14 protein-coding genes and 1 pseudogene are annotated in these 17,461 nt (G+C 38.1%); 6 read left to right on the top strand and 9 right to left on the bottom strand.

Features of this window, described 5'->3' with window-relative positions:
- Positions 1-997 (top strand): annotated as a pseudogene (locus PSF27_RS06025) (IS3 family transposase); the annotation flags it as partial.
- A gap of 89 nt (positions 998-1,086) precedes the next feature.
- Here the strand turns inward: PSF27_RS06025 and PSF27_RS06030 are convergent.
- A complete protein-coding gene (locus PSF27_RS06030; RefSeq protein WP_156171085.1) occupies positions 1,087-1,257 on the bottom strand; it encodes a hypothetical protein in 171 nt (56 codons plus the stop codon).
- Positions 1,258-1,364: 107 nt separating this feature from the next.
- Here PSF27_RS06030 and PSF27_RS06035 point away from each other — a divergent pair, with 107 nt between their 5' ends.
- Entirely contained in the window at positions 1,365-1,691 is a 327-nt protein-coding gene (locus tag PSF27_RS06035) for a helix-turn-helix domain-containing protein (RefSeq protein WP_272681073.1), read from the top strand.
- An 87-nt stretch (positions 1,692-1,778) separates the two neighbouring features.
- Here PSF27_RS06035 and PSF27_RS06040 read toward each other — a convergent pair whose 3' ends face one another.
- Together PSF27_RS06040 and PSF27_RS06045 are read right to left on the bottom strand one after the other, a co-directional pair.
- Positions 1,779-2,354, bottom strand: coding sequence for a hypothetical protein (locus PSF27_RS06040; protein ID WP_272681074.1), 576 nt, complete (start codon positions 2,352-2,354; stop codon positions 1,779-1,781).
- A gap of 8 nt (positions 2,355-2,362) precedes the next feature.
- Positions 2,363-3,382 carry a hypothetical protein gene (locus PSF27_RS06045; RefSeq protein WP_272681075.1) on the bottom strand — a complete coding sequence of 340 codons (1,020 nt, stop codon included), beginning with the start codon at positions 3,380-3,382 and terminating at the stop codon, positions 2,363-2,365.
- Positions 3,383-3,643: 261 nt separating this feature from the next.
- On the opposite strand from PSF27_RS06045, the gene PSF27_RS06050 reads away from it, so the two are divergent.
- Together PSF27_RS06050 and PSF27_RS06055 are read left to right on the top strand one after the other, a co-directional pair.
- Positions 3,644-3,991: a protein gop gene (locus PSF27_RS06050; RefSeq protein ID WP_272681076.1), complete on the top strand. Its 348-nt coding sequence runs from the start codon at positions 3,644-3,646 to the stop codon at positions 3,989-3,991.
- A gap of 1 nt (position 3,992) precedes the next feature.
- Positions 3,993-5,057: a beta family protein gene (locus PSF27_RS06055; RefSeq protein WP_272681077.1), complete on the top strand. Its 1,065-nt coding sequence runs from the start codon at positions 3,993-3,995 to the stop codon at positions 5,055-5,057.
- Positions 5,058-5,073: 16 nt separating this feature from the next.
- Here the strand turns inward: PSF27_RS06055 and PSF27_RS06060 are convergent, their stop codons facing one another.
- Positions 5,074-5,877 (bottom strand): sce7726 family protein, encoded by an 804-nt coding sequence (locus PSF27_RS06060; protein ID WP_272681078.1) that lies wholly within the window; start codon positions 5,875-5,877, stop codon positions 5,074-5,076.
- Positions 5,878-6,412: 535 nt separating this feature from the next.
- Between PSF27_RS06060 and PSF27_RS06065 the strand changes: the two genes are divergently transcribed.
- Entirely contained in the window at positions 6,413-7,039 is a 627-nt protein-coding gene (locus PSF27_RS06065) for a Cap15 family CBASS effector (RefSeq protein WP_272681079.1), read from the top strand.
- Positions 7,032-8,171, top strand: coding sequence for a hypothetical protein (locus PSF27_RS06070; protein WP_272681080.1), 1,140 nt, complete (start codon positions 7,032-7,034; stop codon positions 8,169-8,171). The genes PSF27_RS06065 and PSF27_RS06070 overlap by 8 nt, the downstream gene beginning before the upstream one ends.
- 797 nt (positions 8,172-8,968) lie before the next feature.
- On the opposite strand, the gene PSF27_RS06075 is transcribed toward PSF27_RS06070, so the two are convergent.
- The 5 genes from PSF27_RS06075 to PSF27_RS06095 form a co-directional block, all read right to left on the bottom strand.
- Positions 8,969-9,523 carry a phage tail fiber protein gene (locus tag PSF27_RS06075; protein ID WP_442958943.1) on the bottom strand — a complete coding sequence of 185 codons (555 nt, stop codon included), beginning with the start codon at positions 9,521-9,523 and terminating at the stop codon, positions 8,969-8,971.
- 58 nt (positions 9,524-9,581) lie between these two features.
- Positions 9,582-11,015, bottom strand: coding sequence for a DNA translocase FtsK (locus PSF27_RS06080; protein WP_272681150.1), 1,434 nt, complete (start codon positions 11,013-11,015; stop codon positions 9,582-9,584).
- A gap of 4 nt (positions 11,016-11,019) precedes the next feature.
- Positions 11,020-14,298 carry a type I restriction endonuclease subunit R gene (locus PSF27_RS06085; protein WP_272681082.1) on the bottom strand — a complete coding sequence of 1,093 codons (3,279 nt, stop codon included), beginning with the start codon at positions 14,296-14,298 and terminating at the stop codon, positions 11,020-11,022.
- A gap of 113 nt (positions 14,299-14,411) precedes the next feature.
- Positions 14,412-15,824 carry a restriction endonuclease subunit S gene (locus PSF27_RS06090; protein ID WP_272681083.1) on the bottom strand — a complete coding sequence of 471 codons (1,413 nt, stop codon included), beginning with the start codon at positions 15,822-15,824 and terminating at the stop codon, positions 14,412-14,414.
- Complete coding sequence (locus tag PSF27_RS06095; protein ID WP_272681084.1) at positions 15,814-17,418, bottom strand: class I SAM-dependent DNA methyltransferase; 1,605 nt, start codon at positions 17,416-17,418, stop codon at positions 15,814-15,816. The genes PSF27_RS06090 and PSF27_RS06095 overlap by 11 nt, the downstream gene beginning before the upstream one ends.
- Positions 17,419-17,461: the final 43 nt, after the last annotated feature.

The raw sequence follows: 17,461 nt of genomic DNA on the forward strand, positions 1-17,461 counted from the left end.
GAGCAGCAAACGATATCCAATGAAAATGACGAAATTCGTCGCCTAAAGAAAGAGTTACAAAGAGTCACTGAAGAGCGAGATATATTAAAAAAAGCCGCGGTGTACTTTGCAAGCCAGTCCGACTGAAGTATGCCTTTATTAAAGCCAATCAACATGTTTGGCCTGTTCGGCGCATGTGTAAAATTTTTAGTATTCATCCGAGTGGCTATTATGCATGGCTCAAACACCCTGTTAGCAAACAAGAAAAACGCCGTCATTATATTCTCGGGTTCATTAAACAGTTTTGGTTAGAATCAGGCGGCGTGTATGGCTATCGGAAGATATACAGCGACCTACGAGAAGAAGGGATGACTTGCGGTATCAATCAAGTTCATCGATTGATGAAACAAGAAGGAATACAGTCACAAAGAGGTTATCGAAAACCCAGACCGAAAGTGGGTACTGAAAATGTCATCGTGGCAAATAGGCTAGCAAGAGAATTTAACCCAACAGCCCCGAATCAATCTTGGGTGACGGATATCACGTATATAAAAACCCATGAGGGATGGTTATATCTTGCCGTTATCGTTGACCTATTTTCTAGACGTGTGATCGGTTGGTCAATGAAAAGTAGAATGACGAAAGAGCTTGTTTTAGGTGCACTTCTAATGGCGATATGGCGGCGTTCACCAGTAAAGAATGTACTTGTACACTCTGACCAAGGAAGCCAATATACCAGTGACGATTGGAATGCTTTTTTAAAACAACATGGGCTGATAGCCAGCATGAGTCGCAGAGGGAATTGTCATGATAATGCGGTTGCTGAGAGTTTTTTCAATTATTAAAAAGGGAAAGAATTAAGCGAAGGGTCTACTCAACACGAGAAGAAGCGCGAATGGATATTTTTGAGTATATCGAAATGTTCTACAACGTTAAACGCAGGCACGGTTCCAATAATCAACAGTCGCCTGTAGAGTATGAAAAACGGTATAAAGAAAAATTAGTGAGTGTCTACTGAATTGGTGGCTATTCAAGCTATAGGAAGGAGCCCTACCCATCTAAAAAAATTAATCATTTAGTGACATCTCCATATAAAAGCTATAATTATCAATCCTCTGATTTATTTTCATCAGGAACGCCATAACACCTAACAAAACTTCCTGATACAGCCGCTGAAATTGGGTCGGCATCCGCAATACAGCTTTGCCCTTTATCATTTGTATAACTAATGCACCCGCTTAACATTATGGCGACAATAGTTAACAGTAACGGTTTCATGTAAAACTCCTTATAAATTATTACACTCACACAATACTACGTTATTCGTAGTATCCAAGACAAGCCAAAACTACGATTCTCGTAACTCTATATTACTGAGAGTTATTATGAATCCTATTGAAAATCACAAAGATATCTTTTGCAAACGCTTAAAAGAAGCCCGACTAGCGGCGGGATTATCACAAAAGAACTTAGGTATCGCAGCGGGGATCGACGAGTTTGTAGCTAGTACACGTATCAATCGTTATGAAAAAGGTGTTCATGAGGTAGATATTGGCACGGCTCAAAAGTTAGCTGATGCCCTAGATGTACCACTAGCATACTTTTATACCCAAGATGACCAATTAGCACATGTTGTAAAAAAATTTAATAAACTACCGAAAATCTTACAAACTAGTATCTTGACTACAATCATATTTGCAGAAAAAGAATAAAACAGAAAGATTAACTACATAGCATCAAATCTTACTTAGGCTATAAGTTGGTTTTATAATCAAACTGTACAAAGACAATTTATAGTATTAATTATTCATATGTATTCTATCTCCAAGATAGTAAAGTCCAAAAAATGTTGTTACTAATAGCTGCCACAGAATCAATAAAAACAAAAATAAATATGTTCCTAAAAAGAAACAACTATTCATTGTAGAAAGTATTGGCACCACAAAATTATACAACATAATCAATACAATACTCTCTGCTGTTAAAAAAGAGAATAGCATGCAAAGAAATAACCGCCTAGTCATGTCTTCTTTTGTGCGAAATTTTGCTCCATTTTCTTTTACACCTTTAACATAAATATATGGTGTTTCATTATCACTTATTAAAGGTTCATCTATTTGTTTTCTGTTAAATGTAGCTATTGCAGCTAAAGCAGCTATATAGAAACCAGGAAGAATTGATATAAATGATATTGTGTTTTTCAAAAAGCCTTCAGTTCCGAATATAGCCACTTGGTCTTTTACTATAAAAATGAAGTATACCATCGATAAAACCGAAAAAAATAATGGAATCCACCAATCATAAGCTTGTTTTCCACTAACACCTTTGATACTCAAATAACCAAAAGGTCGAAATAATTGATGTAGTATATACATATTGCATCCTATATAATCTCATTGAGCTTATCTACAATTTCGATATTAATTTTATCATATGAACTACTTAAACGAAAATCAAATCCACTAATTATACTTTTTTTAATAAAAGTTTTTTCAATAGCTTCAAGCTTAATATTATTCGTTTGTAACGTCACAGTTCTTGATTTATTATTTTCATCATTATATTTAACTTTAATATTTTTATAGTATCCATTTTCTTTTTTGGTAAAATAACCACCCACTTTTCTTAACCATCCAAGAACATCATTAGATTCATTTGGTTTTATTTTTAAAGTACTCTCTATAGGAATAATAGCACCATTCATATCAGGCACGTTAATAACAGACTTTTCATATTTTACTAATGTTACCTCTGCAAGTCCACCTGAGTTCATTTTGTTAAACAATTCTATATCTAAAGTACCTCGAAGGCCAACTACTGGTTTAAATAATATTTTTTTAGTTTTTCCCGTTGATATATCTGTAACATTTGTTTTGCTATTTACTGAAAATCTTTCAGAGTTTTTTCTTGCTATTTGAAATAAAACTTTATTAAAAAATAATTCTATTAAATTAGTTGATATTTTAGGTGCTCGAGAAATCACTGCTTTGTAGACGCGTTTATAACCATTTAATGAGATTAATATATGAGAAGAAAATTCATATCCTTCTCCATCTTTATGGTCGGGTTTAATTTCAGTTCTTTTTTTTCGTTTTCGATTTTTTAGTACTGTCGCAGCTCCATTTTTATCAATTACATTAAATAAAAGACATAAATGTGTAGGAGTTTCGCTATTAACTGGGTATTTAATGACATCCTGCAATGTAAACTCTAAGGTATTATCTAAGTAAGGAGCTGAAAAATCTTTTTCCTTCATTATCAAATCAACTAAACTCAATAAATTTGGTATAGGACAATTGCACGTTTCCTTTTCATCATCACTCAGCTTTTGAGTTCTAAGTGCTGTATCCAAAGCAAATTCATGGTGAGTAACTTCTCTAGAATATGCATCAAGTGACGACATTAGGCATTCCTTATAACAGTATAATATTAATATTTTTAATATTATACTGTTAATTATTTTAATAATACAAGCAATATAACTCACAAGTTATATTGCTATTATAGTCAAAAATATTACGATTCTACTAAAACACTGGTTAAATTATCAGCTTACTACCTACAAATCATACTGATATAGTACGAATTATAATTTTTTGATTAGTTTAGTTATGATATTTTTTAGTAGAAAATCAATTATACTTTAGCAACCAAAGGGTAAAAGATGATCAATCACATATACGGAGTAGTAGGCATAACAGGAACGTTAATTGCATTGATTACTAGCTTTATCCAAGATAAAAAAATTTCCCAATGGATTTTTGTATGTTCTGGCTGGCTAGCAGCTTTTCTTATTGGGTTATTTAATTACTTTATTTTTAAACGTTTAGTGACTCAAGTTGATTCTCTTATAGATAAAAATAATCAGGTTTCAAATGAACTTTCCAACATAGAACATCAGAAAAGAAACATTGAAAGTATCGCAGCTTACTTAGCTACTCAAAACCCTTCTATCCCTCCTACCGCAAAACCTAGGGACAATAAATCAAATAATGAATTCTCAGGAGCATAAAGTGAATAATATTAAGCTTGAAAACTATAAATACTACCCCGCATTAAGAACTCGGGCTTCTGAAATACAAGGACTAAAACAACTTAGTTCAGAAAACAAGAAAAAAATAATACCATTGATAACATTAGGCAAATGGCCTCGTTCAGAAGATATTAGGATATCCGTTGATAAAACACTTGATGCTATGGATGGAAACCCCTTTATCGTAGATGTCACTCAAGAAAACAAACATCATTGTGGTACTAGCTTAAATTTACTATCGCCTGATAATGGATTTAAGAATTGGTTAGAATTCTGTAATTCATATGAAAATATAATTCCTACGATACAAATTTCTCAAGCGGCAAAACTTAGAGATATTGTTATACAAGCTAAATTATTAGAACAACAGCATAGATTAGTTGCCTTTAGAATAAGAAATTTAAGCACAGATATAAATAAAGTTATAAGCTGCTTAGCTTCCTTAGATAATCCAGAAAATGCAATTGTATTCATAGATTTAAACTACATCAGAGGGAACTTTCCAGCAGCTACTGCGGCTGCGGTTAATGCCATTAATCAACTTAGAACAGAAATACCCGAAACTATTATAAGTGTAATGACCACTAGCTTTCCAAGCAGTGTAACAAGCTTCTGTAATGAAAGTGGGCAACGGGGTTTTATTGACTTAATGGAAAGAGATTTTTATCAATCAATCGGGGGGCAATCAGTATCTATATATGGTGATCATAGCTCTATTCACTCTGTAGTCTATGACGATTCAATGGGCCGCTATGTACCTAGAATAGATGTTGCTTTAGATGATGCATGGTATTTTGAAAGAAGACCAGGATATGACTCTAAAGGATATGTTGAGGCAGCTAAAGCCATCCTACATAAATTTCCCAATTACTACAATGAGCAAACTTGGGGTGCTCAAATGATAAGAAATGCAGCTAATGGTAATACAGATAGAATGGGTTCGCCTTCCAAATGGATTGCTGTACGTGTAAATCTGCATTTATCAAAACAGATCGAATCATCTGAGATAATTTACAGCGATGAAGATGATGAAGTAGAATTTTAATTACACAAGGAGGCTATTAAGCCTCCTTTACTACAGTTCTTTTTATTACTTCCTTTGGAATATCTAAACTAGAGTAACCATATTTTTCTGCGATTTTTTTTGTATCTACTAGATAAACATTTTCACTATTTAATAGTTTTTTAGTCAATACTTTTTTTACTACTGGCTTATTTTTTCTTTGCTTTCTTTTACTAAGTAAATCTAAATGTTTTATACTAACCTTTTTATTTTTATTCAGTAAATTCAAATACGCACTAGATGTAGTTAAATACCTATGCTTTAAAGTTTCTATTGTGTATTCCCGTATTGTCGACAAAGGTAATTCACTAGCAATAACCTCCATTTCATCTCGCGAATTAGTGTTTTTATAATCAACCCCATGAATATTCAATAAATTTTTTATTTCATTTTTTAGTAAAAAATCGAAAAAGATAGTTTTGTCTTTTATAATATTTTGCTTTCCTTTTTTTACAATTTTAAAACAAACATTATCATCATTTGATTCAAATTCTATCACTTCTACATTAGGGCTAACTGAGTTTTTTATTTCATCAGTAAAGCGAGTTGAGCAAACAACACTGACCTTCTCAAATCTAGCCATAAAAATAGATAATTGCCCATCTAACCTTTTCAGGGAATCAAAATCACTTTTTATTTCAAATGCATGCAACTTACCATTAGCTATAGTCAAATCAGCGCGCCTAGCCCAATTTGCAACGACCATTTCATTTATGATAGTAGCACCATTCAGATGGTCATTTTCATATAACCAATTGATAAGAGCAACCTTAACTTCCTGTTCTCTCAGTAAATTGGACATATTCCACCCAAAATTTAACGTTAATTGACATAGACTATATGATAGCAAATTTATAGAGAATGGTAACTGTTAAGATGAGGCTAAAAACAGTTTCTCTCTTAAAAAATAATCTGAATGCTTCGGCTTTTGCAACGAAAACAATACTATTTATCAAATATTCAGAATCTCACTACCATCTGTTCTCCTAGGGAATATGCAACTTTTAGCCATTTTTATGCTAAAATTTTTATCTCCTACCTTGTAAATACTACTTTATAAGGTTATCCATATTGAATACCACTCTTTCCCTCCTTCATTAATAAATAATTATTACTGGCTTTAGTTACTTTTTGGGGTTAGCTTCTCATATTGTATGAGAAAATCTATCAATGTTACTTCTTAAAAAGCTAACCAATATGGTAAGGTTATATTTGTGATATATATTTTTACTCATGTAAGCTTTAGCAAGTAAAAACATTTACAATACATTTAATTTGAAAGAATGAAGAACTATATAGTTTTTATCTGATTTAATTGCTTAAAGGATTACTCTAGAATGAAAAGTCACGAATATATTGTGATTTGTGGTCTAAATCGTAGTAAGGTTGGCCGGTATATTGCCATCATTGCTTCAGTTATATCGTTTGTGCTGATATTTATAGCTCTGACGATAATTGAATGGCTAAAAAACTTTCATATCAACAGTCATATCCCCGCCTCAGTTTTTTCACTAATAAGTGCAGGAGGTATCTATATTCTCCTGTACGCATGCTTTGATAAATACCTATGGAAAAATAATCGCTTAGGGAAATTACTTTGTGTTCCTAATCTTGAGGGGAGCTGGGATGTTGCTGGTCATACTAAATCTAACGGGGGAATGAAATGGGAAGGAAAGTTGACAATTGTTCAGTCATGGGACAAGGTCAGAATACATTTGAAAACGAAAACCTCCCATTCTGATAGTGTGACAGCATCCATCATCCATGATGAAGGGATTGGATATCAACTGTTATATAACTATCAGAACCAACCCAAAACTGGTGAAGAGCATTTAACTCCACATGTCGGATTCGCTGAATTTCGTTTCGATAAAGAGCTTAATTCAGCTGAAGGACAATATTTTAACGGCCAAGGCCGTGGCACTTTCGGTACAATGACAATTACAAGGACAAAGAATGCCTAATACATTATATAGTTCGCGTATTGAACGTATGAAGTCACGACGCAAAGGAACTTCTGATCAGTTACGCATAGCCACAGAGTCAATGAGAGACCATCGATATGATGGCCTTGAAGAGTATGCTAGGCTGGAAGGAGCTCTTAACCTTAATGAAAGTTGGGAATTCAGAGGAAAAGACGATTCTTCTACTCGCTATGCTATTGGTGCTATGCAACCGGTTGATGCTCGCTACACAGAGATCTCCTTCGAAACAGCACAACGTATTGAAAACCAACTAATTAAGAAACTTTCCTTAAACCTAGACTTTCGAGTACAAGGTTCTGTTCCCCTAGATATTCATATCAAAGGGTTTAGTGATGTAGACCTTTTGATAATTGATAATCAGATACTTACATATGATAGTGAAGGCATTGGCAACTATATCCCGACCGATAAAGATAGCCGAGACGTTATCCTTGAACTTAGGCATACAGCTCGAGATGCTTTAGAAATAGCATTCCCTACTGCTCATGTTGACGACAATAACTCCAAGTCTTTAAGAATAACAGGGGGAAGTCTTCAAAGAGAAGTTGATGTAGTACCAAGCATCTGGTGGGATACAAAAGAGTATCAGCTAACAAAAAAAGAAAAAGATCGTGGAATTACTATTATCGATAAAAATAAACGAGAACGTATCTTCAATGAACCTTTCCTTCATATGCAGCTTATCAAGGACAAATGTGCTCAATGCAACGGTGGATTAAGAAAATCCATCCGCCTGCTTAAAAACCTCAAAGCGGATAGCAAAGAAGAAGGTTTGAATATTGAGCTGAGTAGTTACGATATTGCTTCACTGATGTACCACGCAGATGTTAACAACCTCAAGCATAGTACATACTACGAACTTGCTGTGCTAGTTGAGACTCATCGCTGGCTAAATTACTTAGCCCATAACCGCGATATTGCAATGCAACTAGATGTTCCAAACCGCACCAGAAAAATATTTGAAAGTGCTAGTTCATATGAAGAGTTTCTTAAACTTAAAGAAATGATTAATAACCTAGTAACAGAAGTACTTCGAGAGATAACTGGTAACTCTGCTGATTATTACTCAAATGATAAAAGTGATTTTCTCAGGGAGCATGTTATATATTAGCAATAAACATTCTAAAGAATACGAAGAATAACTTTAATCTACAACTAGAGCGTACATATAGTATGTACGCTCTAGTTGGCTAATTACAAAAATCAAGGGGGAATATAAGAACACTTTCTTTACCTGTCAGTGGTATTCTGGCTAGGTTTATCACGAATCTATTACAGGCTGATTAGCACACCGTTGGCTAATACAGCGAGTTGGAGTGAGGCCATATCATATGTTAGTAATCGAATTGTATTCGATTTTTTTCTAAAAAATTTTAACCCACTTCCGTCCTATTTACCCAAGGTATTAGCTAGGTACTCAAAAGTCACTAGTCCAGCCCCTCCCCCCTATATAAAATTTTATTACAACATTAAATGTGACATTAAAATTACTCTTGCCATAAAGTGTGACTCAAGAAAGTAATCTAACATATTGATATTAAATAGCATGACGTGAGTGACACTTGTGACGCATATTTTTATTCAATACATTATTTTTATTTGTATGCTTCTTTGGTTGCTAAATACTTAGATATAACCACATCTATTACTCCAACTTAATGGCACTCGTTATGGCACTCATCAATTATTAAAATTAATAAATATTCATTAAATACAGATAATTAAATAACCAATTCAGACTCCGCCAGCCCAAATTTGGTGGGTCAGTGATAGGACAACAGGTTTAAAAACAGGAAGTTAGCAAAATTAGTTGGACTACGCACTGACACAAATAGGACTACAAATGAAACGCAAATCGTACGCGGATTATTAAGTTCACTAAAAGTCCGCTTCGGTGGGCTTTTTTATTTACTGCTGCAGCGCTGTATCATTTTCATCAATAATAGTTTCCTGCGCTGCCCTTTCCTCTTCCTCTGCTGCACGTTTAGCTTCTTCTTGCGCTAATCGCTCTGCTTCTAGCTTAGCGAGTCTCTCAGCTTCAGCTTGCTTTTGATTGTAGATAGAATTGGACGGCATGTTTACACGAACATCAACCCAGTGACCCACTGGAATATCGCAAGGCTCTCCTGGTGTTAATTCAACTTTTCCGTCAAAGCCCGGTATTGATTCCTCGCCCTCTGTAGCATCACGCAAAAACTCAGGGTAAAGCTTGAATCGCTCATATTGAATGTTGTTCTGGGGTAAATCATGCTTACGATAAGTCGTGTATAGAACAATGTCTCCGTCTTCATCAGGTTCAACAATACGGCCATCGAATGAATGTGGCTTGCCCTTTTCAAGTACATCATAAAGGGCATACACAAGTGGTAGCTGATTAATACCGCATGGAATCGTGATACCACCGTTAATACCGCCCCAACTCGCATCAAAGTGTAGGCCAAGAACGCCAAGTAACTGGTAAATACTGTGTGCAGTTTTTGAGTGTTATACCATCAACTTCTTCATTTGGGGATATTCGTGGTTACTCATACGGTGGAGCTAATACCTCACGATGACCATTGTAGTCTTGTTCACTGACTATGCCTTGTAATTCTAACTGCTCTACAATCATTGCGGCTCTGTTGTAACCGATTCGGAACTGCCGCTGGATCCCTGAAATAGAAACGCGCTGTTTTTCTACAACATACTCAGTTGCTTGATCAAATAATGGGTCAAGTTCTTCCTCTGCCACATCTCCATTCTGGGCATCCCCATAAAAATTAAGATAACTCGCGCTTCCCCATCGTTTACAATAATCGACTGTATCCCTGATATCTGAATCACTCACATAAGTACCTTGGATCCTAGTCGGTTCAGATAAACTCGGTGATGCGAATAGCATATCCCCCAAACCAAATAGTGATTCTGCACCATACTGATCAAGGATTAAATTAGAGTCAGCCCTAGATGATACAGAAAGAGCAATACGCGTAGGGATATTAATTCGAAGCTGTGAACCGATACTGGTGGATAAAGGGCTACGAGTCGTCAGAATGAGATGAATACCAACCGCGTGACCTTGCTGGCTCAATAGAACCAACATTTCCCCTATTTGTTTATACTCGCCAATGAGTTGGACGTAATCATCGACACAAATAACAATTTCAGGCTCATAGCCTAAATAAGGATGCTCACTATCATTCTCATTAGGGCGCCAGAAGGGATCAGGTATAGGCCTACCTAACTCTTTCGCACTTGATATGACCTTATTGTATCCACTCAAATTACGTTGATTTAATGCTCCAAATAATTTTTGTCTACGCCTTGATTCATTAACCAAAAACGTTAATGGCTTTATTGATTCAACGGAATCAGAAGCGGATGGAAATAATAAGTGGGGTATATCGTTATATAAACTGAGTTCAAGCTGGCTTGTATCAAACATCACAAAGCGAACTTTATCTGGCGAGTTTCTGTATAAAATGCTCATTACCAAGGAATGCATTAACATTGACTTACCTGAGCGCGTCACGCCTGTAATAAGTAAATGCGGCATTTGAGCCAGATCACAACCAACTGGCTCTCCTATAATGTTTTCTCCTAACATGACTGAAAGGGAAGACAACCCATTGCTTCCGTACCATTGATTAAAGCATTCAACAAAAGGCACCGCTCTACGATAGGTGTTGGTCACCCGCAATCCGATATAAGGTGTACCAGCAATAAAATCAATAACTTTTATATCAATGACACTAAGGGAACGACACAATTCTGGCACTACCGCTGTCACTTGAGAGGCTTTTATACCTCTGCCCAGTTCGATTTTAAAGAGTGTAAATGTTGCACCTTCATCATAACCGACAACCTCTCCTTTTATTTGGTATTGCAAAAAACTAGATTCAATAGCACGGGCCATAACTTCTAATTCTTTAGGTGACCAGCAAAGTTCTGCTACATGAAGAAAAGGTTGCGACATCAAATCACACCAACTGATATTTTTTAAAGTTTTCGGCTTGTTCCAGAACGCTTTTATACACCTCATCATTTGCCACTGGAGGGAAACCATAGCGGTGTAATAATAAAATAAGATCTACCTTCAGCTTCGCTTTAATATCCTCTCGGTTGCTCCAGTCAGGGTATTGTGTGCTGTCATCAACAATTAGCTTCATATCCTTAGCAAGCGCCAGCATTTTGTCATCATCGTAGGTGAAATCGTATTTCTGGCACATATGCTGCAAAATATCGAGGAAGGCTTTTTCTTCCATATCGATACCGATATCCTTAAACGACATCATTTCAGTTTTGATGTCATAAATCATATCCGCCATTTGCGCAGTGAAATCGTCGAATTCTTCGCCATTGAGCACATCATTCTCTTTGCGTTGATTATACTGCTCGACTAAGGCTTGAAAACGCTTGGAGAAGTTGATCCCTTGGAGTTGGTTGACCTTTTGAAAATCACTAATGGCTTTTTGGAGCATCTTTTGCAGCAGTTGCATTTTGGTATTCGGCAGCTTGATCTTATTGATGCGCGCCATATATTCATCATCAAAAATATCAATAGTTTCCGCTTTGTCATCGCCTAATGTGAAAATCTCTTCCACGCCTTCCGCTTTAAGCGCTTCGGCTATCATCTCGCGTACTTTTTGGTTCATCTGCGCCGTGTCGGGTGCATCGCCTTTAGTTAATTTGTAGACGATAGAACGTACTGCGAGGTAAAAATGAATGTGCTCACGTTCATCTTGGGTGATATCTTCGCTGCCCACACACACATCATAAGCGGCTTTCAACCGCTTCACTAAGCCCATAAAGCGCAGTTCAACTTTCTTGGTTTGCAGAATAAATTCAGCCGCCCGATTGAGGCAATCTAGTTGTAGCGTTGGCGAACCTGAAAAGTAATCACGGCTATCAAATTTATGGAATACCTGTGAAAGCAAATTGAGGTGATTACGTACCTCAACAATGGATTGCTGAACATCTTCAAAATTAGACTTATCGGCTTTTGAATACATGGCGAGCGCCATGTTCATACGGCTCTTAATACCAATGTAGTCAACAACTAACCCTTTTTCTTTTCCTTCAAAACGGCGATTCACGCGGGATATAGTTTGAATAAGATTATGCTTTTGCAATGGCTTATCGATATAGATGGTATCCAACTCTGGCACGTCAAAACCCGTTAGCCACATATCCACCACGATGGCTATTTTGAAGTTAGATTTTGGGTTCTTAAATTGCTTATCTAACTCCCTGCGGTAATCTTTCGTTCCCAGCAAATTGTACATCGCCTCATGGTCATCTTTCCCGCGGGTCATCACCATATTGACCATCGGCAAACGCATCAATTCACTTTTCTCTTGCTCGGTGAGTTCCACACCATCAATTGTCAGTTTCGCTTCAAACCACTCAGGCCGTTGTAATCTCAGGCTCTGATAAAAGGCATAGGCAATTTCACGGCTGGCGCAAACCACCATCGCTTTGCCTTTAATGGTTGAACCTTCTTCCACTCGCTTTTCATAATGTTGCGCAAAATCTTTCGCTAGCGCATCAATACGGTCAGGATCACCTAAAATGGAGTTCATGTTAGCCGTGGCTTTCTTACTTTCTTCTATCTGATACTCACTGGTGCCTTGGGCTTCACACTCTTGATAGTAGCGTTCTATTTCTTCTAATTTGCTGTTATCAAGCGCGATTTTAGCCGCACGCCCTTCGTACACAATGCGCACTGTGATTTCATCATTCACCGATTCGGTCATGGTGTAGCTATCGATTGTTTCACCGAATACATCTAAGGTGGCATCAATAGGCGTCCCCGTAAAGCCTACATAGGTGGCATTCGGCAGTGAATCATGCAGGTATTTGGCAAAGCCATAGGTCTTTTTAACCGCACCGTCTTCTTGGTTGATACTGATTTTTTGGTCGAGGTTGATTTGACTGCGGTGAGCTTCATCCGAGATACAGATAATATTACTACGCTCAGAAAGTAGTTGAATATCTTCGGTAAATTTATGAATGGTGGTGAGGAATACCCCACCACTAGCACGCCCTGCTAGCTTGTCGCGTAAATCTTGGCGACTGGTGACTGGCATAATAATTTCATCGCCAATAAAGGCTTTTGCATTGCAAAACTGTTTTGCGAGTTGTTCATCAAGATCGGTACGGTCAGTGATTAAAATAATCGTCGGGCTGGCAAAATCAACGCTTTTCATTAACAAACGCGCTAAAAACTGCATGGTGTAGCTTTTACCGCAACCTGTCGCACCAAAGTAGGTGCCCCCTTTACCACTACCACCGACATTTTCACCACTCGCGTTTATCTGTTTACGCTCTTTCTCGATGTTGTAATACAGCTTACGAGCCGCGTAATACTGGGGATAACGGCAGCACACTTTCACTTCATGCTTACTAGTATCTGGGAAGAAAATATAGTTTTTCAGTACGTCCAATAAACGAACGGGATGGAATAGCCCTTCAATCAAGGTGTACAGGCCATTGATGCCCTGTTTTTCCGTTGATTCGTTCCCGTTGATTTTGCGCCATGCATAATAGAATTCATAAGGGGCAAATAGGTTACCCATTTTGTTATTCACACCATCGCTGAGAATACACAGGGCGTTATAAACAAACAGCTTGGGAATATCGCGACGGTAACGCACGCAAAGCTGTGTCCATGCATCAAATAGCGTGGCCTCTTCCCCACGCACCGCCGATTTGAATTCGAAGACCACCAGCGGTAACCCATTGACGTATAAAATGGCGTCAGGGATGCGCAATTGCACCCCGCCGTCTCTGGCTTGCCCTTCTATTTCTAACTGGTTAACTAACCGATAGCAGTTATTATCTGCCGCCGATATGATGTCTTCCCCTGCAAATAACCTCGCTAATTGCTCTGGCAAGGTTTGAGTATCGATCAATTCGATATACAGGTCTTTTTGGTTGCGATCTTCGCGTTTAAGTAAGAAGCCGTTACTGAGCCAATGGCAAAATGTTTTGTTACTTTGGTAGAGGTCACTGGCAGGCAGCACTTGAAGCTGATGGATAATAGAGTTAATTTCGCCGTCAGTGATGGCATCCGCCTGATATTGCCTTGCGAGATACTGGCGCAAATCATCCACTATCAATACTTCACTGTTGTCTTTGCGCGGGATAGTAATGCCGAGATAATGCGGATAGCAGGTTTGCCCCACATTATTTGCATGTTGTCCTAGCAGTTCAATAATTGCCTGTTCCAGTTTAGCTTCAGTGAAGATATGGCTCATGTCAGTGGCTTCTATTTATTAGTTTTTATCGGGTTATTTTAATTAAGATAGTTTAATTGATTAGATAACAAAAACCGCCTCACAATAAGAAAAATGTGAAGCGGTCGAATAAATTAGATGAGTGTTTCTTCTGGAGTGTCTATTTTGATATCGTCTAAAGACAGCTCGCCGGAGATTAGTTTGGGGAGGAGTGTGTCGCGAAGGTTGGTTAGTGTATTACATTGTAACCTAACACTCTTTGCTTGCTCCAAATATGAACCAGTTATACTGTCAAAATAAGATAACACTTGTGTAGTTGGCACAACACAATATGAACTGCTGAGATCACCCTTTTTTATATGCCCCATAGTCACTGCTTTTGCGGCAGCAATATGCTGAAATCGAGCTAAATGATGATTCGTCCAATGATAATAAAATGATAGTGGATAGTTTTTAGATGTTACCTTGAATAAATGTTGATTTAATGCCGCATCACCACCAGTCCAAATATCAATCATCAAAGTCCCTGACCAAGAAAAAATCATGTCACCATTATATACTCTGCATGATTCTATAATATCAATCTTTGCTTTTTCATTAGCATCACAATAACCTTGCCTTAACTGGGCGATTTTAAGAACAGGTAGATATTCGTCATTTTCACTATCAGGTCTGAATTTTTGTAAAGCCAATCCATTTTGAAAATTTGCAATCTTATCTAAGGCAGAAATAGTCCACCCCTTAGGTATCCACCCCCCAAGCCCTAACGAAGGCTCTGCACACTCTTCAAATGCATCAGGAAATAACTGACAAATCTCCTCTGATAACGGTTTAAAATCATCACTTTCACGTACAGCTTTACGCGCTTCAACCCGACGCAGTAATTCATCAGAAAAGGCTAAATCCTGCTCAAAAAAGCCAGCATCCAAAGCGTTATCGATAACAGGATCAAAATCCACAAACCATGATTTAAATAGGGTTTGCGCCATTTGCTCTAAGGTTTGGTTGATTTGGCGGTTGAGAGTGATCTTGTCATCGATATTTTTCAAAATGGTAGCGATCTTTACCTGTTCCATTTTTGGTGGGTAAGATATTTCAAGCCTACCGATCATTTCATTATTGAGGCTTGCGCGTGTTGACATAGTTGAAAATGCTAGCATCGCTTGTCTAAATATAGAACTACGCAGGTAATACCCTACATATTCTGGTAATAATTCACTTTGCTGAGTTGGACGAAGACGTTTACAAAAACCATTGAACGTTGCGTTTTCATAGTCTTTAAGAGCTACAGAGCTCATCCCTAGTTCATGCATTGTTTCGCTAGTTCTCGTTAAAAATACATCACCACGTTTAACTGAACAATTTTCACGTTCTTTATCATTAGACTGTACTAGATCACCGAGTTTATCAGGAGTGAAATAATTATAAAAAACATCTTTGAACGTCAAAAATGGATATCCACTCCCAAAGTCCTTTGCAGGTTTAGATAAACCAGAACGAAGCTCATAATGTTCAAGTAATTTAGTTGTTTTCCACTCACTCCCCATAACCCAACGCCTCCATATTTTTACGGATCGCTTTATCTAACTCAGCCGCTTCATCCATCTGGCGATAAAGAGTTTGGGTCAATTCCTGCATCTTAGTTTCAAACACCACACCATCATCTTCAACCTCCGCAGCGCCCACATAACGCCCCGGTGTTAACACAAAATCATTGGCCTTGATCTCTTCAAGAGAGGCAACCTTGCAAAAGCCCGCCTGATCTTGATACTGCTCAACACTGATTTCTTTAGCGCTGACACGGCGTTTCAATTCGCTTTCGCTACTGCGCCATGCGTGGAAAGTATCGGCGATAGTGGCAATGTCATCCGCCGTTAACTCTTTTTGGGTACGGCTGATCATCGTGCCAAGATTGCGGGCGTCGATAAACAAGGTTTCCCCTTGGCGGTCACGGTAGCCATATTTGGCGCTAGCGTGTTTACTTTTACTGATAAACCACAGGCAAACTGGGATTTGCGTAGTAAAAAATAGCTGACCAGGCAGTGCAATCATGCACTCAATACGGTCATCTTCGATGAGTTTTTGGCGAATTTCCCCTTCCCCGCTGGTATTCGAGCTCATCGAACCATTGGCTAATACAAACCCCGCAACCCCGTCTTCGCTGAGTTTAGACAACATATGCAAAATCCACGCATAGTTAGCGTTGCCTGTCGGTGGAGTACGGAAACCAGCAAAACGCGGGTCGTTGGTTAACTCCGCTTCATTACGCCAATCTTTTAAGTTAAACGGCGGATTCGCCATAATGAAGTCGGCTTTTAGATCAGGGTGTTGGTCGGCAAAAAAAGTATCCGCAGGGCGTTCCCCTAAGTTGCCAGTTAACCCTCTCACCGCTAAGTTCATTTTAGCCAGTTTATAGGTGGTACTGGTCAATTCCTGCCCATAAATTGCAATATCTTTGCTTTTCCCTTGGTGGCTTTCCACAAACTTTAGTGACTGCACAAACATACCGCCCGAGCCGCAGCACGGGTCATACACTTTGCCTTGATAAGGTTCGAGCATTTCAGCCAGCAATGTCACGACCGATTTCGGGGTATAGAACTCACCCCCGCCCTTACCTTCGCTGGCGGCAAAGCGCCCTAAAAAGTACTCGTAAACACGACCAACCAGATCTTCTTCCCCTACTCCACATTCGGTCGCAAGGGTATTGATATTTTCAATGCTGTCGATAAGTGATGCGAGCCTTTTCGGCTCAAGCCCTTGGCGAGAAAAATAGTTATCGGGTAATGCGCCCGTCAAGGATGCGTTGCTTTTTTCGATGGTGGATAGTGCAGTATCAATAATCACCGCGATATCATCTTGTTTCGCACGCTCTTGCACATAAGACCAACGGGACTGTTGTGGCAAAAAGAAAACGTTATCTTGTTGATAGAAAACATCCATATCAACAAAGGCTTCCTGACCATTTTTGATTAATTGGCTACGTTTGGCTTCGAATTTGTCACTGATAAATTTCAGAAACACCAAACTAAGCACCACGTGCTTATACTCGGAGGATTCAACGCTACCACGCAGTTGATTAGCGGTATCCCAAAGGGTTTCTTCAAAGCCTTTGGTTGGTTTTTTCGCGGGTGATTTAGCCATGTCGATAGATTCTCTTTTCTTATCAGTTATTATCGGAAAGCGC

It is taken from the genome of Providencia sp. PROV129 (genome assembly GCF_028482245.1).
In the GTDB taxonomy this organism is placed as follows: domain Bacteria; phylum Pseudomonadota; class Gammaproteobacteria; order Enterobacterales; family Enterobacteriaceae; genus Providencia; species Providencia vermicola.